The 23,941-nt window shown below is 48.8% G+C and carries 16 protein-coding genes; 6 read left to right on the top strand and 10 right to left on the bottom strand.

The genetic code is table 11. From position 1 onward, the window contains the following. Positions 1 to 34: 34 nt before the first annotated feature. Entirely contained in the window at positions 35 to 181 is a 147-nt protein-coding gene (locus NIES593_RS23935) for a hypothetical protein (protein ID WP_175561040.1), read from the bottom strand. Positions 182 to 1,172: 991 nt separating this feature from the next. Here NIES593_RS23935 and aceB point away from each other — a divergent pair. Together aceB and aceA are read left to right on the top strand one after the other, a co-directional pair. Next, on the top strand, positions 1,173 to 2,804 hold the full coding sequence (gene aceB / locus NIES593_RS05550; RefSeq protein ID WP_073598632.1) for a malate synthase A: 1,632 nt from the start codon (positions 1,173 to 1,175) through the stop codon (positions 2,802 to 2,804). 105 nt (positions 2,805 to 2,909) lie between these two features. After that, positions 2,910 to 4,400 (top strand): isocitrate lyase, encoded by a 1,491-nt coding sequence (gene aceA, locus NIES593_RS05545; RefSeq protein ID WP_073598631.1) that lies wholly within the window; start codon positions 2,910 to 2,912, stop codon positions 4,398 to 4,400. Between the two features lie 176 nt (positions 4,401 to 4,576). Here the strand turns inward: aceA and phaB are convergent, their stop codons facing one another. The 5 genes from phaB to NIES593_RS05520 all read right to left on the bottom strand — a co-directional run bounded on the left by phaB (position 4,577) and on the right by NIES593_RS05520 (position 10,687). Continuing rightward, positions 4,577 to 5,299 carry an acetoacetyl-CoA reductase PhaB gene (phaB, locus tag NIES593_RS05540; RefSeq protein WP_073598703.1) on the bottom strand — a complete coding sequence of 241 codons (723 nt, stop codon included), beginning with the start codon at positions 5,297 to 5,299 and terminating at the stop codon, positions 4,577 to 4,579. A 123-nt stretch (positions 5,300 to 5,422) separates the two neighbouring features. After that, the gene (gene phaA, locus NIES593_RS05535) at positions 5,423 to 6,613 is read right to left on the bottom strand and encodes an acetyl-CoA acetyltransferase PhaA (protein ID WP_073598630.1); all 1,191 of its coding nucleotides are present in this window, start codon (positions 6,611 to 6,613) and stop codon (positions 5,423 to 5,425) included. A 219-nt stretch (positions 6,614 to 6,832) separates the two neighbouring features. After that, positions 6,833 to 7,912, bottom strand: a complete 1,080-nt coding sequence (egtD, locus tag NIES593_RS05530; protein WP_217651825.1) for an L-histidine N(alpha)-methyltransferase — start codon at positions 7,910 to 7,912, stop codon at positions 6,833 to 6,835. Positions 7,913 to 8,156: 244 nt separating this feature from the next. Next, complete coding sequence (locus tag NIES593_RS05525) at positions 8,157 to 8,981, bottom strand: undecaprenyl-diphosphate phosphatase (RefSeq protein WP_073598629.1); 825 nt, start codon at positions 8,979 to 8,981, stop codon at positions 8,157 to 8,159. 251 nt (positions 8,982 to 9,232) lie between these two features. Continuing rightward, positions 9,233 to 10,687, bottom strand: a complete 1,455-nt coding sequence (locus tag NIES593_RS05520) for an ankyrin repeat domain-containing protein (protein ID WP_073598628.1) — start codon at positions 10,685 to 10,687, stop codon at positions 9,233 to 9,235. Between the two features lie 143 nt (positions 10,688 to 10,830). Between NIES593_RS05520 and NIES593_RS05515 the strand changes: the two genes are divergently transcribed. Continuing rightward, the gene (locus tag NIES593_RS05515) at positions 10,831 to 11,301 is read left to right on the top strand and encodes a DUF4079 domain-containing protein (protein WP_073598627.1); all 471 of its coding nucleotides are present in this window, start codon (positions 10,831 to 10,833) and stop codon (positions 11,299 to 11,301) included. 100 nt (positions 11,302 to 11,401) lie between these two features. Here NIES593_RS05515 and NIES593_RS05510 read toward each other — a convergent pair whose 3' ends face one another. From NIES593_RS05510 to rpsT, 4 genes are all read right to left on the bottom strand, one after another. Further along, positions 11,402 to 15,325 (bottom strand): DNA-directed RNA polymerase subunit beta', encoded by a 3,924-nt coding sequence (locus tag NIES593_RS05510; protein ID WP_073598626.1) that lies wholly within the window; start codon positions 15,323 to 15,325, stop codon positions 11,402 to 11,404. A gap of 144 nt (positions 15,326 to 15,469) precedes the next feature. Further along, positions 15,470 to 18,754 (bottom strand): DNA-directed RNA polymerase subunit beta, encoded by a 3,285-nt coding sequence (rpoB, locus tag NIES593_RS05505; RefSeq protein WP_073598625.1) that lies wholly within the window; start codon positions 18,752 to 18,754, stop codon positions 15,470 to 15,472. Between the two features lie 162 nt (positions 18,755 to 18,916). After that, positions 18,917 to 19,735, bottom strand: coding sequence for a TatD family hydrolase (locus tag NIES593_RS05500; protein WP_073598624.1), 819 nt, complete (start codon positions 19,733 to 19,735; stop codon positions 18,917 to 18,919). Between the two features lie 160 nt (positions 19,736 to 19,895). Then, entirely contained in the window at positions 19,896 to 20,189 is a 294-nt protein-coding gene (gene rpsT, locus NIES593_RS05495) for a 30S ribosomal protein S20 (RefSeq protein WP_073598623.1), read from the bottom strand. A gap of 220 nt (positions 20,190 to 20,409) precedes the next feature. Between rpsT and hisD the strand changes: the two genes are divergently transcribed. The 3 genes from hisD to NIES593_RS05480 all read left to right on the top strand — a co-directional run bounded on the left by hisD (position 20,410) and on the right by NIES593_RS05480 (position 23,902). Beyond that, positions 20,410 to 21,714, top strand: coding sequence for a histidinol dehydrogenase (hisD, locus tag NIES593_RS05490; RefSeq protein WP_073598622.1), 1,305 nt, complete (start codon positions 20,410 to 20,412; stop codon positions 21,712 to 21,714). A 539-nt stretch (positions 21,715 to 22,253) separates the two neighbouring features. After that, complete coding sequence (locus NIES593_RS05485) at positions 22,254 to 23,369, top strand: phosphotransferase enzyme family protein (protein WP_073598621.1); 1,116 nt, start codon at positions 22,254 to 22,256, stop codon at positions 23,367 to 23,369. Continuing rightward, a complete protein-coding gene (locus NIES593_RS05480) occupies positions 23,366 to 23,902 on the top strand; it encodes a DOMON-like domain-containing protein (protein WP_073598620.1) in 537 nt (178 codons plus the stop codon). Before NIES593_RS05485 ends, NIES593_RS05480 begins: the two co-directional genes overlap by 4 nt. Positions 23,903 to 23,941 lie beyond the last annotated feature (39 nt).

Raw genomic sequence — 23,941 nt, 5'->3', positions numbered from 1 at the left:
AGAAGCTCCAGGGCAGAAGTTAATATTTTCCCAGTTACTTTGTCTGCGAGATGGAGCTTTCTGCCATTTCTAGAATTTGCCAGCAACGATCGAGCAGTGTAGTACAGACAAGGTGTTGGGACAAATGCCATTTGCCTTTGCCATGCATTTCCCCCAATTCGTGTCCTTTGTCACTTGTCACTTACACCAATGACTAATAACTATTCCGCACCTGGAATGGGCGACAGTCACTTTTGGTGAATCAAACGCAACCATGGCTGTAAACACTGTCTTACTTTGTAAAGTCTATTGCATATTAATAACCTAATACCCAGTCTCACGATTTGACTCCTCATCCCTAAATTTCTTTTCCCGCAAGGGACGAAGGAACTTCAGGACAAAGTCTTAAGTTGAAAGCCCCTCTCCCGCTCTGGGAGAGGGGTTAGGGTGAGGGCGATTTGAGTTTTGTCAGTTAACTAGACTCCTCACTCTTTTTGACAATAGAATGCCTTTGACGATCGATCGAACTTAAAATTAGTTTTGTTAAATCGATCGAGCAATAGTTCTCAAAATACAATTTTTTTATTTATTAGTTGTTTCTACTCATAGAAAAAAAGCTAGATGGATTTGACTCTATCTCGCCTTATTAAACATTATCGATATTAATTTTACCCTGAATAACCCTGTTAATCAAAACAAGAAGATCGAGCAGTGATGGTATATATAAAAAAATCTTAATTGTTACACACTGAATAACATAGTTGACTATAAAAAAATGTTCTAGAAAACAAAAACTTGAGGTTAAACTATAATAAGTGTAGATTATTAAAATCTTGTTAATATCTTGAGAAAAATTTCCGAACTTAATAAGATTTTTTTGTTAAAATGTCGTATAGTTAAATACAGTTCTCTTTGGGGATCGATAATAATCTCCAAAAAACAACTAAGCCATTAGGTTAGGCAAACAAACGCCTAGATAACTCAACCTAGTCAATAAATCTTTGCTATTTCGTCAAATTCTCGATGCAGCCTATTAAAAAAAGGATAGGTGTGAGGAGTTTTTCATTTTTTGTAAAAGAGCTGTATTTATTGTAGGTATCTTTACTTAAGATTGCGCTATTTTCGCGCACGAAAAGTCGAACAAGACTGACTATAAGTAGAGATCGGTAATACCAAAAAAGCGAGAAACGACAATGACATTTACCGCTCCCTTACAGAAAGATAATCAAATAGTCAATGGAGTAAATCTTCTCGGCAAAGTATCGGCAGAATATGCTGAAATTTTAACGAAAGAGGCGCTAGAGTTTATCGCTATGTTGCAGCGCCGTTTTGGTGGCGAACGCGAGCGATTGCTCAAACTTAGAGAATATGCTCAGCAGCAATTTGATGCTGGCATACTGCCGGACTTTCCTGCCGAAACCGAGGCGATCCGCAACGGCGACTGGAAAATTGCGCCAATTCCCCAAGATTTACTAGACCGTCGCGTTGAAATCACCGGACCGACCGATCGCAAGATGGTCATTAATGCCCTCAACTCAGGGGCTAATGCCTTTATGGCTGATTTCGAGGATTCCAACAGTCCGACCTGGGACAATATGGTATCCGGTCAAATTAATTTGCGCGATGCCGTCAACCGAACCATTGACTTTACCGATTCTAAAACTGGAAAAGAATACAAGCTCAACGAAAAAACTGCCGTTTTGATCGTTCGACCCCGTGGCTGGCATCTGCCAGAATCACACGTTCTAGTAGACGGTCGTCCTATGTCGGGTTCACTATTCGACTTTGGGCTTTATTTCTTTCACAATGCCCACAAGCTAATCGAAAACGGCACTGGTCCCTATTTTTACCTGCCCAAGCTGGAAAATAGGTACGAAGCGGCTTTGTGGAACCAAGTTTTTGTAGCGGCTCAGGAAGCGCTTGGATTGCCAATTGGGACTATCAAGGCGACTGTCCTCCTTGAAACCATTCTCGCTTCTTTTGAGATGGACGAAATTCTTTACGAACTGCGCGATCATATCGTCGGTCTCAATTGCGGTCGCTGGGACTACATTTTCAGCTTTATCAAAAAGTTTCGCAATCGCCCCGATTTCGTGTTGCCCGATCGCAATGAAGTGACTATGACGTGTCATTTCATGCGCTCTTACAGCCGACTGGTCATCAAAACCTGCCATCGTCGCGGTGCTTTTGCGATGGGCGGGATGGCAGCTCAGATCCCGATCAAAAACGACCCCGCAGCTAACGAAGCTGCCTTTGCCAAGGTACGCGCCGATAAAGAGCGGGAAGTAGGCGACGGTCACGACGGCACTTGGGTAGCACACCCCGCGCTCGTTCCCATCGCACGCGAGGTGTTTGACAGACAAATGACGGGTCCAAATCAACTGTCTGTTCTCCTGAATGATATCACCATTACGGCAGAGGATCTGCTCGCCATCCCAAAGGGGAAAATTACTGAAGGCGGTCTTCGCAATAACATTCGCGTCGGGATTTTATACCTAACGGCTTGGCTGGCTGGAAATGGTTGCGTGCCTCTGTATAACCTGATGGAAGACGCAGCTACGGCTGAAATCTGTCGGGCACAGGTTTGGCAATGGCTGCGCCACCAGGCAAAACTAGAGGACGGTCGCACCGTCGATCGCGCCCTCTTCCAAACCATTGTGGAAGAAGAAATTGCGGCACTGCGTCGAGAAATTGCCGATCGCAGCAGTTGGAAGGCTACTTTCGATCGCGCCACAGAGCTTTTCACAGAACTGGTAACGACCGAGCGCTTTGAAGAGTTCTTAACGCTACCTGCCTATCGGCACCTCGTTACTTTTTCTAACTAGCCAAACCGATTAGGCGCAACTATCAACCGATCTCATTAACGTTTGCGATCGGCTCAGAAATCTTTTGTCAATTTTTGAGATTAACCAGAGGAGAATTACGAGCAGATGAGTCAACTTAGCCAACGTCAACTAACCTTTGAACAACTCGTTCCCCATGCCCCTCAGGATCGTTTCAACGGAATCGAGCGCAACTATACTCCCGAAGACGTGCAGAAACTGCGCGGATCGATTTCCATTTGCTACACCTTAGCTGAAATGGGAGCCAATCGGCTTTGGGAACTCCTGCATAGCGAAGACTACATTAACGCGTTGGGTGCAGTGACGGGAAATCAGGCTATGCAAATGGTACGTGCCGGACTCAAGGCAATCTACCTATCTGGCTGGCAAGTAGCAGCCGACGCTAACGTCGCCGGAGCCATGTATCCCGACCAAAGCCTCTATCCGGCTAATAGCGGTCCGGAATTGTGCCGTCGCATCAACCGGACTTTTCAGCGAGCCGATCAAATTCAGCACCTGGAAGGAAAAGGCGATATCTACTGGTTTGCACCCATCGTCGCCGACGCAGAAGCTGGATTTGGCGGTCCCTTAAACAGCTTTGAAATCATGAAAGCCTATATCGAGGCTGGTGCTGCTGCCGTACACTATGAAGATCAACTTGCTTCCGAAAAGAAATGCGGTCATCTCGGCGGGAAAGTTCTAATTCCCACAGCCGCCCACATTCGCAACCTCAACGCCGCACGGCTGGCGGCAGACGTGATGGGAGTTCCCACGCTAGTCGTTGCTCGCACCGATGCAGAAAGTGCCACGCTAATTACCAGTGATGTGGACGAGCGCGATCGCCCCTTTATTACGGGAGAAAGAACGGTTGAAGGATTCTATCGCCTCAAACCCGGTTCCGGTCTTGCTCACTGCATTGCTCGCGGCTTAGCGTATGCCCCCTATGCCGACTTGCTCTGGTGGGAAACCTCCAAGCCAAATCTCGAAGAAGCCCGCCTGTTTGCTGAAGCGATTCACAGCAAGTATCCTGGCAAGCTGCTGGCTTATAACTGCTCTCCCTCGTTTAACTGGAAAGCCAACCTCGACGAAACTACTATTACTAAGTTCCAAAAAGAACTCGGAGCAATGGGATATAAATTCCAATTTGTCACCCTAGCTGGGTTCCACGCTCTCAACTACAGCATGTTTGAGTTGGCTCGCGGTTATGCTCAAAGCGGCATGGCTGCTTATTCCCAATTGCAAGAAGCCGAATTTGCCAGCGAGGTTCACGGCTATACGGCAACGCGCCACCAGCGCGAAGTCGGCACCGGATATTTTGATGCCGTTTCCATGGCGATTTCTGGCGGACAATCGTCAACAACTGCTATGGCTGCGTCTACCGAAGCGAAGCAGTTCTATACCGACGATGAATATAATAGCTCTCGCGTGACGATTGACTACAGTAACGAACGCGAAACCTATCATGCGGAATTAGTTAACTCGGTGTATCGCCACCTCGTCGATACAGAAGCGCTTGAGGAAATTAAAGAAGCTCACTATGCTCGCCTCAAGCAAGCTTATCGAGAATTAGAAGAATTCGCTCGCCTTGACGACGACTAGAGACAAGCTTAGTCAGTGGAGGGAGGAAGGATGAAGGATGTAGGTCTCCAGAGCTTCCACCTGGGGAGGATGATTTAATTAGCTTCTCCTCCCACTGTCTCTCCATTCCCAAGGAGATTGCATGCCCCTATCTTTGTGAATCTCCTTGACTCCTTCCATTTTCTTATTGCTCTTAATTAAGTATGATGGGCACCGTTGACGCGCAGCACTTCTCCAGTCACAAAGCTGCTGGCAACTGGAGAAAGTAGAAATGCCACTGCCCAAGCGACCTCTTCAGGTTTGCCAAAGCGACCAAAAGGAATTTCGGCAGTAATTTTATCTCTGACTTTTTCAGGCATTGCCAAGGTCATTTCCGTGTCGATAAATCCCGGTGCTACAGCGTTGGCTCGCACTTTATAACGAGCGCCTTCCCTGGCGAGAGATTTCATCATACCGATGACACCGGCTTTGGTTGCAGAGTAATTGGTCTGACCGAGGTTGCCTCTCTCGCCCGAAATCGAACTAATGCCAACAATAGACCCTTCTCCCCGTTCGTACATTCCGGCGATAAAGGGCTTGATAGTGTAAGCAACGCCTTTTAAATTGACGTTAATTACTGCATCCCAATCTTCAGGGGTCAGTTTGGCAAAAAAGTTATCCTTGGTAATCCCCGCGTTGGCAACGATTCCGTAAACGGGTCCGAGTTTTTCTTCGATCTGTTTTGCCGCCGCTTCCATCGACTCTAGCTTAGTCACATCAGCTTGAATGGCTAATACGCCGCTAGGACCGCCGTCGATCGCGATATCGGTGTAGGCTACCTTGGCTCCCAATTCTTGCAGCAACTTGACAATGGCAGCGCCAATCCCCCGATTACCGCCCGTGACAACCACAACTTTATCTTCCAATCCCAGAGATACCATAATTCCTCCTTTGTCATTTGTCATTTGTCCTTTGTCCTTTGTCATTGGCGAACCGATAAGATTTACCATTGTCATCAGTCACCAGTTATTACTAACTAATGACTAATGACTGATGACAAATGACTACACCCGTTCGATCGCGACTGCCGTTCCGCCGCCCGTCCCGTGACAGAGGGCTGCCAAACCGAGCGTTTTATCCTGCTCTTTGAGAGTGTTGAGCAAGGTGACGACGATCCGCGCTCCAGAAGCACCGATGGGGTGTCCCAGCGCGATCGCGCCTCCATTGACATTCAGCTTGTCGAGCGGAATTCCCAACACTTTATTAAACAGTAAACTGTTGACGGCAAATGCTTCGTTATTCTCAACCAGCTCAAAATCCGAGAGCTGCTTGCCGAGCTTATCTAGAAGCTTCTTCACTGCCATCACTGGAACTTCTGTGAAACGCCAAGTCGGACCGCCTGCCCAGGCTCCTCCCAGAAATTTAGCGAGCGGTTTTAGTCCGTATTGGTCTACGGCTGACTGGCTGGCTAAAATGAGAGCGGCTGCTCCATCGGAGATCTGACTGCTATTGCCTGCCGTGAGGATGCCATCCTTTTTAAAAGCGGGACGGAGCTTGCCCAGGGTTTCTAGGGTTGTATCGGCACGGATCCCCTCATCTGCATCGACTACTTGGGTGCCTTTTTTCGTTTCGATCTCAATCGGGACGATCTCGTTTTTGAAACTCCCTCGTTCTGTTGCTTCTGCGGCACGTTTTTGCGAATAGAAGGCGATTTCATCGACATCTTTGCGACTAAAGCCATGCTCTTCGGCTATCCGTTCGGTTTGATCTCCCATTCCCTCGCTAGTCACGCCATCCATCAGCCCGTCGTTGAGCATGATGTCTACGAGTTGCTCTGGAGCGCCCAAGAGAAACTTGTAACCCCATCTGGCTCGATGGGAGAGGTAAAAGCCAGCTTGGGACATCGATTCCATGCCGCCAGCAAGAACTAAATTGGCTTCTCCCGCCCGAATCGCCGTAGCACCATTCATCAAGCTCATCATTGCCGAGGAGCAGACCATATCGACTGCATATCCATTTATGGCTTCGGGAATGCCTGCTTTAAAAGCCGCTTGACGGGCTAATGCCTGTCCGTGTCCCGCTCTCAACACGTTGCCCATAATGTACAGATCTAAAGCCGTTCCTGGTATGCCTGCTCGCTCTAGGGCGGCTTTCATTGCGTGACCGCCTAAATCGGCTGGGGAAAAATCTACTAACGCCCCTCCAAAGCGACCGATAGGCGTGCGTACTGCTGAGACGATATAAACTTCGCTCATATGTCTTCACCTAAATTTTTTTGACAACAATAAAGGCTGCTAATTGAGTGTGGTTACTCAATGTCTAGTGGATAAGTATTGGCTCGATTCCCTCATTTGCGCTCGGCGGGAAGTTAATTGGAATCTTTCTTTAGAATGAGGCTAGCATGGGAATCAGAAAGTGGAGCGATATTCTTATCTTTCCTTAATCCGACTCGCTAAAATGAATTGTCGTCAGTCTTAAGGGACTTGAGCGAGCATCAAGCCAAACCAATTGTTGGGATCGCTCCAAGTTTGTCGTAGTTTTAATCCTTGCTTGGCTAAGTATTTCTGCATCTGTTCGCGATCGAACTTGCGAGAGATTTCTGTGAGGAGGGTTTCTCCCTCCCTAAACTGTACCGTTAAATCGAGAGCTTTCAAATGAACCGAGTGCGATCGCTTTACAGACAAATGCATTTCTATTTGCGCTTCAGACGCGTTGTAAAATGCACGATGTTCAAATAAATTTGGGTCAAAATTCCCGCCAAAACGCCAGTTTAAATGGCGCAGCATATTGCGGTTAAATTCTGCCGTTACTCCCTGACTGTCGTTATAGGCAGCTTCCAGGATATCTTTTGGTTTTTGTAAATCTATCCCAAGTAGGAAATAATCCCCTGGTTGTAGTGCCGCAGTCACTTGAGCAAAAAAGCGATCGCATTGCGCTTGATTAAAATTTCCTAAAGTACTTCCCAAAAAACAAATCGTGCGCGAAGGTAGCGGCGTTGGCATTAACTTTTGGAGGGCAAGTTCGTAGGTACTTACCAACCCATAAACCTGTAAAGTCGGATAATCCGCCAGCAACTGTTTGGCACTCGCTTTTAAAATTCCCGCACTGACATCAATTGGCACGTAGCGCAAAGGATAACCCAATCCTCGATAGGCATCCAACAGCAGGCGAGTTTTGCTAGAACTGCCGCTACCGAGTTCTACCAGTTCGCAAATCCCCGTCATCTGGGCGATTTGTGTGGCGTAATTTTGTAAAATCCAGGCTTCCGTCCGGGTTGGATAATATTCCGGTAGCTTGCAAATTTGCTCGAATAACTGAGACCCTCTGTCGTCGTAAAAATAGCGAGGGGATAAAGATTTTTGCGGTTGCGTTAGTCCCCAAACAACATCTTGTCCGTCTTCTTTCTCTGTCGCTAGATTTGGAGCGAGCAGGTACTCAAGGTGCAATCTATCCTCAATTGCCGAGTTAGAGATACTCCGCCGCGAGACGGCGGAGCCTCCTCTAACTTCGTGAAAATCGGAATGGGCGTTGTCTGGGGATGGAAAAGTTGCCATAAAACTCCTCTGATTGCTGTTGCCAATTGCGGACAACCATACAACAATCTGGGGATTGCTTACCAGTAGTTAGAGATATTCCGCCGCAAGACGGCGGAGCCTCCTCTAACTTCGTCAGTTATTCGATGAAAGGATTGGGGATTGGTCATTTGTCATCGGTTATATGATGAAAGGATTGAGGAGTAGTTAATGGTTAGTGGTTAGTTTTCTCCCCATTCCCCCACACTTCTCCCATCCCCTTTTCCTATCCTTGCCAACCTGTTGCGATCGCCAATAAAATGACAGTTCCAAAAGCTAATCGATACCAGACGAAAATCCAAGTGTTTTGGGTTTGCAAATAACGTAGGAGAACTGCGATTGCCAAATAGGAAAAAATAAACGTAGAGATAATGCCGACAATCAATAAGCCTACTATATTATCTGGGAGTAGTTGAGCTTGATAGTCTTTAAAAATTTTGAGCGCTTTATATAACGTTGCAATGGTAAGCGTGGGAAATCCTAGTAAAAAAGAGAATCTTGCAGCTGCTTCTCTGCGCAAACCCAAAAATAAGCCAGTAGTCAACGTAGAACCAGAACGAGAAACACCAGGAATAAGCGCGAGCGCTTGACCGAATCCGACGAGGATCCCATCTCTGATTTGCAATCCATCAAAACCTCGTTTGCGGCTGCCAATTTGTTCTGCTGCTCCCAATAAAAGTGCCATCATAATTGATGCGATCGCAATAATTAGCGCACTTTCGGGCAAAATATCTTGGAGCAGAAAACCAGTGATTAATGCAGGTAAGGTTCCCACTGCAATACCGACAATAATTTTCCATTCCTCCCGTTGCCAGTCTTTTTGACGTATTGCTGCTACTCCGCCTTTGAGCAAATCGGATAAAAGCGACCAAAAATACAGCAAAATTGCCCCAACGCTACCAAATTGAATGGCATCAACAAAGTCTTTACTGCCAAGTTCTTTCCAGCCAAATACTTTGGTAAAGATTAAAAGATGTGCCGTACTGCTGATTGGCAAAAATTCGGTAACTCCTTGAACGATTCCTAAAATAAAAGCTTGAATGTATTCCATGAATGCTTGAAATCTCTACTTTAAATATTTCTTTTCGCGCCTTTTAACGTAGATCGAACTTTAGTTTGACCCAAGCTATCTTATCAGTGACCAGCGACCAGCGATCCGATTTTGGATTGCCGATTTTGGATTTTGGATCGGTTAGTAGATAGTGGTTATTCGTTAATTGTCTCCCCATCCCCGTACTCCCCACACTGCCGGTTCTCCCCCTACTTCCGAATTCCAACTTCCCCTAGTCTCCCTCTTTTTCATTACTCCCTCGCTCCTGCCACTTGCAATAAGCGAACGACTTCGAGATAGTTGTTGAGCTGAGCTAGCATTAAAGCTGTATAGCCTCCTCGATTTCGTTCGTTGAGCGCGACTCGATCGCTTTGTAGTAAAATCTTGATGACATCGGCATGACCGCGATAGCTAGCCCGCATTAGAGCTGTCCCATCTGCCTCATCTTTGAGATTGGGATCGGCACCCGCATCTAAGAGAAGTTTCACGATTGCAGGATCGCCGCGATCGCAAGCTTGCATCAAAACCGTTTTTTTGTCGGGGAAACGGGTATTGGGATCGGCACCTGCGTCGAGTAAAATACGAACGACTCGATCGAATCCTTGAGCGAGAGCAAGGGTTAGCGGCGTTTCTCCTTGGTTGCTCGCATTGGGATCGGCACCATGACGCAAAAGTTCTCTGACGATCTCGTCGTGACCTTGCCAAGAAGCGACCATCAAAGCAGTATCTCCCAATTGATTGCGCAGATAGACATCGGCACCCGCCTCAAGTAAGGTTCGCACGATTTCCAGATGACCTTCAATGGCAGCTAGATGTAATGCCGTCTCGCCGTCGCGATCGCGACCGTTAACGTTCGCACCTGCTTTTAACAAAGCTTTTACCATTTCTGAATGCCCCTCGGCAGCAGCAGCGACGAGAATATCCCCTCGAACTTTTGCCCCGGCATTGAGTAAGACTTGTAGCATTTCCAAATTGCCTTGCTCTGCTGCTAGCGTTAGAGGAGTGACTTCATCGGAGTCTTGAAAATTTACGTCTGCACCAGCTTGAATTAATTTTTGGGCAATAGCGATATTTCCCGTCGCGGCAGCCTCCATTAGGGCAGTTCGTCCGCGATCGTTGGTGGTATCGACATCGATTCCTGCTGCCAAAAAAACTTCTACTGTAGCCAGATTTCCCGCACCAACGGCTAAGGTTAATGCTCCTACTCCGGCGAAGGGATCGGCGCCTGCCTGAAGCAGCGTAGCGACAACCTCGCGATGATTGGTTTGAGCTGCTACATTCAGAGGAGTATCGCCATCCTTATCCTGGATATTGACATTGGCACCCGCAGCTAAAAGCAGTTTCACAACCTCGATGTGACCTTTGTATGACGCGATTGTCAGTGCTGGAGTCCCATCGTCATTTGTTTGATTGACATCGGCGCCCGCCTTCAACAAGGCTCGTACAACCTCGACTTGGTTAGCTGCGGCGGCTAACATTAAAGCGCTCGCGCCGTAGGGTTGTCTCTGCTGGTTTACCGATGCTCCTGCTTCTAAGAGGACTTTTACGCTGTCCGAGTCTCCTCGCCCAGCAGCATACATCAGAGCGCTCGTACCGCTCAAATCGGTCGCATCAACCCTTGCTCCTTTAGCTAGTAACAGTTGGACTTGGTTGAGATTGCCACTGCGAACGGCTTGAATTAAGCGAACATCGAGGTGTGAAGCCATGCCTATCCCCAAAACAAAAATTTTTCTATTTCCAGATTAGGGGCATTGAGAGTTCTAAATTCTAAATTCAAAATTCAGAAAGAGCTTGTGCTAAGTTAAGTTTTATGAAGATTTAAGAGTCGCACCTCAGCGGAGAGAACACGATGAATTTTGAAATTCCAGAAGCCGTCAAAACTTGGTCTCAATTCGGTCATCCAATTCTGATGTGGGTTCTTTTGGGACTATCCATTTATGCATTGTATCTTGGCATCCAAGTTCGGCGCACTCGTACCGCCGACAAAGAAATCAGAAAAGAACTGATGGGGAAAGGCTTCAACATCAGACATCACAAGGTAGGTTCGATTTTATTAGCGTTAATGGTGCTAGGAACCATTGGCGGTATGGCAGTCACCTATATCAACAATGGCAAACTCTTTTTCGGACCGCATTTACTGGTTGGTTTGGGCATGACGGGTGCGATCGCTACCTCTGCTGCCTTGGTTCCTTACATGCAAAAGGGAAATGAATTTGCTCGCTATACTCATATTTTTCTCAATGTAGGGCTGTTGGTTCTATTTGGCTGGCAAGCCGTTACGGGAATGGAGATTTTACAAAGAATTGTGAGTAAGATGTAACTGAGATATAGTAAATATCCCATACCAAGAGAAAATAAAGCACGGACAAAACTTGTCCGTGCCAAGCTAGATAGATGAGATTTAAAAGCGTTAGCCGCGTCTATTCTTCTTCGCCATCAAAGTCTTCATCCTCATCTGGCGAGAAATCATCTAGAAATGGCTCGAAGGAATCGCTGGAATCTCCTCCTGCATAAGCTCTGGCGATGCGATCGTCAAGAATCATATTATCATCGTCCTCCAAGTTGTTCGTAAACAACCGCGACGACGAGGAATTCTCGTCCATGCCATAGACGAGAGGACGACTATATCCCATGTCTTCCGCGCTCTCAGGGTTGACAATTGCGTCTTCATGGGCATTAAATCCCGTTCCAGCGGGAATCAATCGTCCGATGATGACGTTTTCCTTCAAACCTCGCAGCCAATCCGATTTACCTTCAATTGCTGCTTCTGTCAAGACGCGAGTCGTTTCTTGGAAGGAAGCAGCACTAATAAAGCTGTCGGTATTGAGTGATGCCTTAGTAATCCCCAACAGAACCGGCGTATACTGGGCGGGAGCACCTCCAGTAATCGCCATTGCCTCGTTTACCTGCTCGATTTGACGCAACTCGACAAGTTCGCCGGGAAGCATTGTCGTGTCGCCGCCGTCATCGACTCTGACTTTAGAAGTCATCTGGCGCACGATCGTTTCAATGTGCTTGTCGGCAATGTCAATGCCTTGAGATTGATAAACTGACTGTACCTGATCGACCAAGAAACTCTGGGTCGCCTGCAATCCTTTCAAAGCAGCCTCGTAAACGCCTTTCTCTTCGAGATAATACTCGAAGAAAACCTCTAAAATTTCGTGAGGATTGGCAGGACCGTCGGTCAAAGGTTCTCCAACTCCCACCCGCTGTCCGTCAGAGACCATAAGGTTTTGTCCGGGGAGAATCGGATACTGAGTGACAGTACCGTCATCTTCAACGATCTTGAGATCGACCGTTTCATCTTCTAAGTACTCTACCTGGCAGATTCCTGGTTTGCGAGATAAGACGCAGGCCTCCTTGGGTTTGCGAGCTTCTAACAATTCTTCAATCCGAGGCAACCCCTGAATGATATCTCCAGTTTTGGCTCGCTCGAATACCAACAAGACCAGGTTATCGCCGCGCTGTACTAAGTCGCCATTATCGACGTGCAGGATGGCACCAGCAGAAACTCGATAGGGACGTGCAACCCGTAGAATCACTTCATAAGCGTTTGCCGATTTTCGCACAGAGAGAACTTGACCCGACTCCGATGCTTGATATCCCGGCGCTATTTGGGTTCCTGCTACTATTAAGTCTCCGTCAGCTACTAATGGTTTCTCGGCTATCGACAGGGTTATCAAGTCGGAATTGCGCACAACGAGAACGCGGCGAATGGCTTCGTTCCCACTGCGGATCCCGCGCACTTGACCCGGCTCTTTACATTGAATCTCGGTACGGGCGACTACGGCTCCTGGCGGAATTTGTTGTCCGTCTTCAACGAGAACCCTGGTCTGGATACTGCCGCCGTGGGGGTCGATATCGGTTTCCCGACGCAGGACGAGAGATTCGAGAATGACTAATTGCAAGCGCTGGCAGCCTTCGGCTTCATCTTCCTGCAATTCGATATCGGCAGACAGCGTTGTTGTCGAATCCGAGTCGTCGCCGGAAATCTCTAACACTAATTGAGTGCTGAGCAATTGACAGCCTTCCACCGACTTGACCCGCTCTCCATCCTTGAAGTAGGTGCGCTGTACCGATCGCAGTTCGATCTGTCGTCCGCCTTCCTGATTGATGGAGCCTTGAGATGGCGCTGCAGGTTCGTCAAAGACTTGATATTCTACGACCGGACGCAAAAGTAGCCCCAATCCTTCGGTAGTTTCTACCCATTCGGCTTGACGCAAGTCGGAGACGACGACGCCAGGGAGAATTTCGGTGCCGGGTTGAACGAGTTGTCCCGATTCGATCGTCGCTGCTACATCCGGATCGATATCTAGGTGCAGGTCTCCTGGCTTGATGATAATCTCGCGCAGGATATCATTCTTTTGAATTACCTCAACTACCCCGCTCATTTGGCAGAAGATATCTTTGACGACCTCAGTTCCTGCTTCGACGTATTGACCGTCTTCAACAATTAATAAGGAAATGTCCTTGTTAACTTCGTGGGTTTCTTCGGGAATCCAGAGAATCGTTCCGCCTTTGGTTACTTCATAGCCTTGCTTGCGAGTTCCCTTAGAGACTTCTACTCCCGCATAGCGAATCATGCCTCCCGTTTCTGTTTTGTAGCGATCGTCGATTAGTTCGGCAACGATCGCGTGGTTTTGCACCTTCGTTCCTGGTGCGGCTTTGAGTAGAAAGCGCTGTCCTTCGGCTGTATAGATCGTATACTGTTCTCGCCCGCCCGTGCTTTCGAGCTTGACCTGGGCTTTATCGAGCAGAACGGAAGCCGTGACGATATCGATTTCGCGACTGCCGGGGGTCAAGCGTACCACGCCGCCATTATTGGTAATCAACCGCGTTTCGGCTAAAACCGTTCCGATTTCGACGCGTTCGCCGTTGTTGACTACGGGTTCGGCACCTGGGGGCAGATTATAGACTTCGCCCGACAAAATCCAAACCAAACCTCCCCGCTGGGCGATGCGCGTCGTGTTGCCTTGGCGGTCGGTTTTTTCTTCTGGCACGACGTTGGCAAACAAAACTTCACCTGCCAAATCCGAAGCTACGTCTTTGGTTGCTCGCTCCGTCGAACGCTGTAACTTAGCCATTGCCACTTCTGCGAGCAGTTGTCCGGCTTTGACTCGCTCGCCTTCTGCTACGAATAGGGTAGAACCCGGCGTTGTAGAATAGCGAATCGACTCGCCAGAGTCGGACTCTAAAATTAGATCCCCAGCAACTTCAACTTGTTCGCGGTCTTCGCCGTGGCGAGTCCGCACCTTACGGGTACTGAGTTCCGAACTATAGCGCACCGTGCCGCTGGTTTGAGCGCGAATTTGACGGGCCACTTCCCCGGTAAACACGCCGCCTGTGTGGAAAGTCCGCATGGTCAATTGGGTGCCGGGTTCGCCAATCGATTGAGCGGCGATGATCCCGATCGCTTCGCCCAGATCTACCATGTGACCGTGCGCCAGACTCCAGCCATAGCAGTGCTGGCAGACCGAACGCGCTGCTTCGCAAGTCAAGGGCGATCGCACGAGGACTGAATCGACTAGCTTGCCTAGTTTGGAAGCTAATTCGGGATCGATACTATCGTTGCGCTTGGCAATGACTTCGCCCTCCACGACGACGTCTTCGGCGAGAACTCGTCCCATCAGGCGGTCGGCAAGAGGAATCAAGACGCGATCGCCATCTTTCATGGCTGTGACTCGTATCCCTCTAGTGGTGCCGCAGTCGATTTCTCGCACGATCACATCCTGGGCAACGTCTACCAAGCGACGAGTCAGGTAGCCAGAATCTGCTGTCCGCAGCGCCGTGTCTACCAACCCCTTTCTCGCGCCGTAGGAAGAAATAATGTATTCCGTCACTGTCAGCCCTTCGCGGAAATTGGTTTTAATGGGCAGGGCAATAATTTCTCCTTGCGGATCTGCCATCAATCCCCGCATTCCTACCAACTGCCGCACCTGGCTCATATTTCCTCGTGCCCCGGAGAATGCCATCATATAGACGGAATTGAGGGGGTCTGTCTCTTGGAAATTCCGCACGACTTCATCTTTGAGCGACTCCGAGGTGCTGTTCCAGGTGTCGATCACTTTTTGAAAGCGCTCGACCTCCGTAATTTCTCCTCGCGCGTAGCGTTGCTCGGTTACTTTAATTTCCTGTTCGGCGGAATCGAGCAACTTGCGTTTGGTGGGCGGGATGGTCAAATCGTCTACGCTGATCGACACGCCTGCTTTTGTCGCGTAGCGAAAGCCCAAATCTTTCAGTTCGTCTGCCATTTGGGCACAGCGAGCCGAACCATACTGGCGGTAAGCCCAGGCAATTAATTTCTTTAGGCGATTTTTATCGACAATGTGATTGTAAAATACCATCTCTTTCTTCAGTTACCAGTTATCAGTTCTTGTTTGTCACTTGTCCGCCGTTCCTCTGGACGCAGGTTCCAGAGGCTGCGGCGGCTTCGCCTTTGTCATTGGTGTTTTTTACCAATCACCAATGACAATGACCAATGACCCAATCTAGACTTCTTCTTCCTCTAGGTCTTCTGCCGTGAGGGATTCGTAGGTAGGACGACTGGGGGTGCGTCGGCTGAAATCTGCCATCAAATCGACTTCCACATCCTGAGTGCCATCTTCTGTCGTTTCTACCTTGTGAATGGCAATATCTAATCCCAAGGACTGCAATTCTCTCATCAATACCTTGAAGGATTCTGGTGTTCCCGGACGAGGAATGGGCTTGCCTTTGACGATCGCATTGAGCGCTTCGTTGCGTCCCTGCATGTCGTCTGACTTCACGGTCAGCAATTCTTGCAGGGTATAGGCAGCACCATAAGCTTCCAGCGCCCAAACTTCCATTTCTCCGAATCGCTGCCCGCCTTGTTGCGCTTTTCCGCCCAGCGGTTGTTGCGTTACCAGCGAGTAAGGTCCGGTCGAACGGGCATGAATCTTGTCGTCTACCAGGTGAACCAGCTTTAACATGTATGCCTGACCGACTGTGACCGGGCGATCGAAAGGTTCTCCCGTGCGACCGTCATAGACTTGAATTTTGCCGGGATGTTCGGCGTTGTAAATCCATTTTTTTCCGGGTTTGGCTGAGGCATCCTGTAGCAAACCATGTACGGTATGGCGGGATGCTTCTTCTCCATACATTTCGTCAAAGGGAGTCACCTTAAACCGCATACCCAGGTTTTCTCCTGCCCATCCTAGCAAACATTCAAACACTTGTCCGACGTTCATGCGCGAGGGAACCCCCAAGGGATTGAGTACAATATCGACCGGACGACCGTCTGGCAAATAAGGCATATCTTCAATGGGGAGAATGCGGGAAATAATCCCTTTATTCCCGTGGCGACCCGCCATTTTGTCTCCCACCTGAATTTTCCGTTTCTGAGCCACGTACACCCGCACGACCATATTGGCTCCTGGCGGCAATTCGTCGCCCTGTTCGCGAGTAAAGACGCGGACATCTAATACCCGACCTTTCTCGCCGTTGGGCACGCGCAGCGAGTTATCGCGCACGTCGCGAGCTTTTTCGCCAAAGATTGCCCGCAGTAATTTTTCTTCTGGCGGTTGGTCGGATTCCCCTTTAGGAGTGACTTTCCCTACCAAGATGTCGCCTGCTTCAACCCAAGCACCGGTACGAATGATTCCCCGTTCGTCTAAGTTTCTCAGGGCGTCTTCGCCGACGTTGGGAATTTCTCGCGTGATCTCTTCAGGACCCAATTTCGTTTGTCGGGCTTCGATTTCGTATTTTTCGACGTGGATGCTGGTGTAAACGTCGTCGTATACCAGTCGTTCGCTGATTAGAATGGCATCCTCGTAGTTATAGCCTTCCCACGGCATATACGCCACCAGAATATTTTGTCCTAGGGCAAGTTCGCCGCCTTCTGTAGCGGAACCGTCAGCCAGTACTTGTCCCGGCACGACATCTTCGCCGATATAAACGAGGGGACGCTGGTTCAAACAAGTATCCTGATTGGATCGCTCGTACTTCTGTAAGCGATAGACAATCTCGTTGCCTGTTTCGTTGACTCGAATTTTAATTTGATTTGCGTCAACCCAGGTTACCGTACCTTCATGGCGAGAGACGACTACCATCCCGGAATCGCGAGCGGCTTGCGCTTCCAGCCCCGTTCCAACTAAAGGACGTTCTGGTCTGAGCAAGGGAACGGCTTGGCGCTGCATATTCGATCCCATGAGAGCGCGGTTGGCATCGTCGTGTTCCAAGAAGGGAATCAACGAGGTAGCTACCGAGACGATCTGGACGGGGGAAACGGCAACGTAGTCCACCTGGTCTGGCGTTGTGGTCGAGAATTCTTGACGGTAGCGAACGGGAACGGTTTCGCCGAGGATGTTGCCCTCGGCATCGGTCGGTACGTCTCCCGGCGCGACTTGCAAGTCGTCTTCTTCATCTGCTGTCAGATAAACGGGCGGTAAATCCCGTCTGACGCGCTTGTTTTCGACTTGGTAATAGGGCGTTTCGATGAAGCCGTATTGGTTGATGCGGGCATAGGTTGCTAAGGAGCCGATCAAGCCAGCATTAGGACCTTCTGGCGTTTCTACCGGACAGATGCGACCGTAGTGAGAGGGATGAATATCGCGCACTGCAAATCCAGCGCGTTCGCGGGTCAGTCCTCCGGGACCGAGAGCCGACAAGCGCCGCTTGTGGGTTAACTCGGCTAAGGGGTTGGTCTGATCCATGAACTGAGACAACTGGGAGGAGCCAAAAAACTCTTTAATTGCAGCAACGAGCGGCTTGGGGTTAACGAGGGAAGCTGGGGTGAGCTTATCGGCTTCGCTGACCGTCATCCGCTCGCGAATGATGCGCTCCAAGCGATTGAGTCCCACTCGAACTTGGTTTTGCAAGAGTTCGCCGACCGAACGCACGCGGCGGTTGCCCAAGTGGTCGATATCGTCGGTGTTGCCCGTATCGAACTCCAGGTTGATCAGGTAGTCGATCGCCGCCAAAATATCGGTAGGCGTTAGTACCCGCAACGTGTCCGGCACGTTGAGGCGCAATTTCCGGTTGAGCTTGTAGCGTCCTACCCGTCCGAGATCGTAACGTTTGGGATCGAAGAAGCGCGAATCGAGCAACTGCTGACCGCCGCTGACGGTTGGCGGCTCGCCGGGACGCAGTTTGCGGTACAGTTCTAGAAGTGCCTCTTCTTCGCTGGGGTTGCCTTCTTTGTCGAGCGTCTTTTGATAGTATTCTGGGTGGCGCAAGGTATCGATGATTTCGTTATCGCTCAATCCGATCGCTTTGAGCAACACTTGAGCCGACAGTTTCCGAGTTTTGTCGATCCGTACCCAGACTAAACCGTTTTTGTCGGTTTCAAATTTCAGCCAAGCGCCCCGGTTGGGAATGAGTGAGGCAGAGTAGGTGCGACGACCGTTTTTATCGGTTTCTGCCTTGTAATATACCCCTGGAGAACGCACGATTTGGTTGACAATAACTCGCTCTGCTCCGTTAATAATAAAAGTCCCCCGTTCGGTCATCAGGGGCAGGTCGCCGATAAAGACCTCTTGGTCGATCATGTCTCCCGTCTCTTTGTTGATCAAGCGGGTGGGAACGTACATTTGCACCGAGTAAGTACTATCTCGACGCTTGGCTTCATCGACGCTGTATTTGGGTTCTTTGAGTTTGTAGTCGGAACCGATGAAATGCAGCTCCAACTTACCTGTATAGTCGGTAATGGGAGAGAAGCTATCGAGTTCCTCGATCAATCCTTCTTCAAGAAACCAACGAAAGCTAGCGTGTTGAATTTCGATGAGGTCGGGTAGCAGGTTATAGGTTAGATTCGTCATCGCTGTCCGTACTTGCGCTAAGAAATGTAGAAGAATTGGAAAAATCGTATTAACAACATTCAGCAATCAGTTAGGCGCGCTAACTGATTACTGATTCTTAATTACTGATTGCTGATTGCTGATTCGGTCATTCCCTAGTTGGGGGTAGTGGGGTAGTTATGTCTATTTTGCGATCGTGGTCGTTTTGGCCTCGATGGGTTCCACTAATGATAGACCAAAAAGTCGGCAGGCATTTTCCGTCGTCTGTTCGGCGAGGGTTTCTAAGGAAACGTTGCGCAAATTGGCAACGGATTCTGCCACGTAACGAACGTAGGCTGGTTCGTTTCTTTTCCCTCGCTTGGGAGTGGGGGCGAGAAAAGGACAGTCAGTTTCGACGAGCAAGCGATCGCTCGGCACCATCTTAGCTGACTCCTGGATGTCCCGCGCGTTTTTAAAGGTCACGATGCCGCTAAAACTTATATATAATCCCAAGTCTAAAAACCATTGCGTTTCTTCTTTCGTGCCGCCCCAACAGTGCATCACTCCCTCTACCGAACTGCATCGCTGCCAAAAATCCTGCAAGAATTCTCGCAGGACTGCCGCTGCGTCCCGACAGTGGATGATAACTGGTTTACCTAGTTGTTTGGCAATTGTCAGTTGCGCTTCCAAGGCTTCTTTTTGAAGGACTTCGTTGTTGGCTTTGTAAAAATCCAGTCCCGTTTCTCCGATGGCGACGACTCGTTTATCCGAACTGGCAAGCGTCAAAATTTCCTCTGCCATCGGTCGCGTCCACTTATGAACATCTAGGGGATGCAAGCCAACGGCGAACGAGAGTTCGGGGAAGCGATCGGCTAGGACTTTTATACTAGCAAATTCTCCCGGTTCTACGCACGAATGGACGAGCCGAACAACTTGTGCCTCTCGCCATCGCGTTCGCAGGGCATCGAGTTCCCCTGCAAAAACATCAAAGTTAAGGTGGACGTGGGTATCGATTAGCTGCATCTAATCCTCCCGGCGAGACATTTTGCTCGTATCGTCCTCCTGAGAGCTAACTGAGCTGTAATTCCCCGCAATCTAACCTCCCTTAAGAAAGTTTGGCAGTTTTGTGTTAGTTGGTCAACTCGCTTGTGTCCCGCCTTCGCTCTCCTGGGCAGGCGTAGAATTAGGAAGCCGTTGCAACTTGCGCCAGAACTTTCGCCAAACGAGCTTTTTTGCGAGCGCCATTGTTGCGATGCAGGACTTGACGCTTTACTGCCTTATCTATCTTACTGTAAGCTTCTGACATGGCCTTTTGAACGGCTTGTTGAGTTTCGGGACTGGGGTTGGCAGCATAGTCCTCTACAGCCTTAAAATATTTTTTCATTAGGGTTTTAACCGCCGACTTATAAGCTTTATTGCGCAGGCGGTTGCGTTCGGCGATTTGGATGCGCTTGATAGCAGACTTCGTATTAGCCACAGTTGTCTTATAAAATCGTTTGGGTAGACAGAAACAATAGAATAGGACATATCATTCTAACAACAAAAGCCATAAATTTTCAATTAATCTGGAAGAAAGAAGTTTCTTTCTTCATAAAGCGAGCGAGTAAAAATCCAAGTTAAGCTATAGGTGTGAGTTTTGCGAGCCAGGGTCTCGCCAAACTTACGCGGATAGTAGCTACTGCGGGCATTGAGACTCCATGCTGCGAATCATTACCGGGCAAGCCGAAGCACGAACAGAACTGCGGAGAATCAGCGATCGCGCTCGCGACGACGAGATTCGCTCCAAAGAGGCGTTGGTTAGAGAAATTCTCGAAACCGTGAGATTGCAAGGCGATCGAGCGATTTTAGACTATGCTGACAAGTTGGAGCAGCGTCCGCTGGAATTGCAGCGATTGCGCTTAAGTGGTTCGGTACTCGATGCCGCCTATCAACAAATTCCCAAAGAATTGCTCGATGCCATTAAGTTAGCTTGTCGCCAACTCGAAGAATTTTATCGCCAGCGAGTCCCCAAATCCTGGGTGCAATTTCGCGAGGACGACGTTGCCTGGGGCAAGCGCTATCTACCCGTCCAACGAGCGGGACTCTACGTACCAGGAGGCACGACTCCATCTCTGAGTACCGTTCTAATGCAAGCGATCCCCGCCAAAGCGATTAACGTGGAACAGATTGTCATGGTTACGCCGCCAGACGCTCAACAGAGAATCGATCCGAGAATTTTAGTAGCTGCTCAAGAGGCGGGAGTGACGGAGATTTATTGCCTTGGCGGCGCTGCTGCGATCGCAGCTTTGGCGTTTGGCACGGAAACCATCCCTAAGGTAGAAGTCATTACCGGACCGGGAGATATTTACGTCACGCTGGCGAAAAAAATGGTTTATGGAACGGTGGGGATCGACTTTCCCGCAGGCGTATCGGATTTAATGATTATTGCCGACAGCGAAGCTAACCCCATCCAAGTCGCCGCCGATCTCCTGGCCCAAGCCGAACAGGATACCTCGGCTGCCGCCATTCTGCTAACGCCCGACGCTCAATTAGCCGAAATCGTCCAGGAGCAAGTCAGCCAACAACTGCAACACCATCCCCAACGGATTTTTGCCGAAAAAGCGATCGCTCACTATGGGTTTATCGCGATCGTCGATAACTTAGAGGAAGCCGTCGAACTTGCCAACCATTTTGCACCTCAGTATCTCGCCCTACAAGTCAGCGATCCCTGGGAATTATCGAAGCAAATTCGCCATGCTGGAGCCATTTTCTTAGGCAACTCCACTCCAAAAGTAGTGGGCGATTATCTGGGCGGATCTTCTGCCATTCTTCCCACCTCTGGAACGGCTCGCTATGCGTCTACAGTAGGGGTAGAAACGTTTATGAAGCAGGCGAATATGATCGAATACTCTCCCGCTGCCCTTAAAAAAATCTCTAGCGCCTTGCAAATTCTCGCCCAAACCGAAGGATTGCCCGCTGCTGCCGACTCGATTCGACTGCGGATTCTGGATTTTGGGTTTTAGAGATCGAACCGCTTAACAAGCTAGCTCGCTAAGTTATCGATTGGGGTATAGTTGTTGGCTGACTTGCTCCTGGACGATTTCGGCAACGCCTCAGATGGGAATATTGAAACTTTGCATAAAAGATTGGCGAACGATTCGAGTAAATAATAACTGCGATCGCAAAAAACGAGAAAGATAATGAAATTCTTGAGGATCGATCGGCGAATTCGGCGAAGGTTTAACTTAGCTGCTTTAATTCTAATTAAAACGTGCAATCGGCTTAACTTTGTTAAGTTGCAGTAGTTTTGTGCGATCGCGATCGACAACCGATTTAAGCCATTTCACTTAGCGCCTCAACGAAAGTAAGTAGCAATTTAATCTACTTCGTCGATCTCATTCAAGACGTTACTGAGATAATACCAAATAACGAGTTAACCTTCCAAATATGCGATCGCAAGCCGGGAAATGAACCGGAACTTTCTGCTTAATCATCCATCTAGAGGTGTTATACAAAAATTTTTCTATAATTCTTCCAGTATCTCAATCCAACGGGCAAAACCTTGAATAATCTTATTGACATTGCAAATCGATTCAAGCCGCAGGGGAAAGTTATCGATATCCAGGAATTTGGGCATGGCAATATCAATAGCACCTTTCTGGTAATCCTAGATTCCCCGCAAGAAAAACACTTTATCCTGCAACGCATCAACACGCAAGTGTTTCGTCAACCAGAACTCGTTATGCAGAACATGAGTATCTTTACCCAGCATGTTCGCGATCGCTTGCAACGCGCCCCTCTCGGCGGCGGACGACGCTGGGAGGTTCCGCGAGTCCTCCTGACGCAGGATGCTCAAGATTACTGGATTGATTCTAAGGGATCGTTCTGGCGGGCAATTAGTTTTATTGAAGCCGCACAGTCTTTTGACACCATTAAAGATAGCAAACACGCCCGCGAAGTCGGCTATGCACTCGCTACATTTCATAAACTGATTGGCGATTTGCCCGTCGAAAAATTGGTTGACACATTAGAAGGGTTTCACATTACACCGCGTTACCTTCAGCATTATGAAAAGGTGGAGAGGTTACATGTAAGGTCTCCACAAACCAGCGCGAATCAACCTAGAGAAGTGGAGTATTGTTTGCAGTTTGTCCGCGATCGCAAAGCTTGGGCGCACGTCCTCGAAAATGCCCAAGCGAAAGGACATCTGCGCCTGCGTCCCATCCATGGCGACCCGAAGGTTAACAATGTCATGATCGACACTACCACCGGGCATGGCATTAGCCTGATCGACCTCGACACCGTTAAACCTGGCTTAGTTCATTATGATATCGGAGATTGCTTGCGATCGGGCTGCAACCCTTTAGGAGAAGAAACCGAACAGTGGGAGATGGTGCGTTTCGACACCGACATTTGCCAGTCCATCCTGCAAGGCTATCTCTTTGTGGCAAAAGATTTCCTCACCGAAAATGACTATGAATATCTGTACGACGCAATTCGCCTGATTGCTTTCGAGTTGGGGCTGCGATTTTTCACCGATTATTTAGAAGGGAATGTCTACTTTAAGGTTAAGTATCCAGAACACAATCTTGCTAGGGCACTCGTACAATTTAAGCTCACCGAGAGTATCGAATCTCAGGAAGCCACCATTCGCGACATTATTCAGGCAACGCGATGAACGAGCAAAGTTTTTCCTTGCAGCCATTTGGCTTAAACTCGCTGCCCGATTTAAAGATTAACGGCAGCATTGCCCGAAATGGGAATAGATTAACCGTTCGCTATACACTTCTCGGCGATTTAGCAACAATTATCATTCCCGCGATCGCGGATTTGCGAGCCCGCAAGCACGAACTTTGGCAAGAAACTTGTTTCGAGTTCTTCCTTGGCATTGAGAATTCAACCTGTTATTGGGAGTTTAACCTTTCGCCAGCAGGACATTGGAATGTCTATCGCTTTGACGATTATCGGCAAGGGATGCAAGAGGAACTTGCCATTGCGTCTCTGCCGTTTAGCGTCCAGCGTCAATCGAGTGCTTTGCTGCTGACTTTAGAACTCGATTTGAATAAGTGTATCCTAGCCGATCGAACCCTAGACGTTGCCGTTACTGCCGTCGTCAAATCTAAAGACGGGAATATTACTTACTGGGCGTTGAGTCATCGCGGTTCGCAAGCAGACTTTCATCGGCGAGACAGTTTTATTGTCAAATTGTGAGAAGGTTTTGTTGCCGTTCGAGTTGGAATGCGATCGCTT

This window comes from Hydrococcus rivularis NIES-593 (assembly GCF_001904635.1).
GTDB lineage: Bacteria > Cyanobacteriota > Cyanobacteriia > Cyanobacteriales > Microcystaceae > Hydrococcus > Hydrococcus rivularis.
The sequence above is the reverse complement of the archived record's forward strand: the minus strand, read 5'-3'. Positions and strand labels throughout refer to the sequence as shown.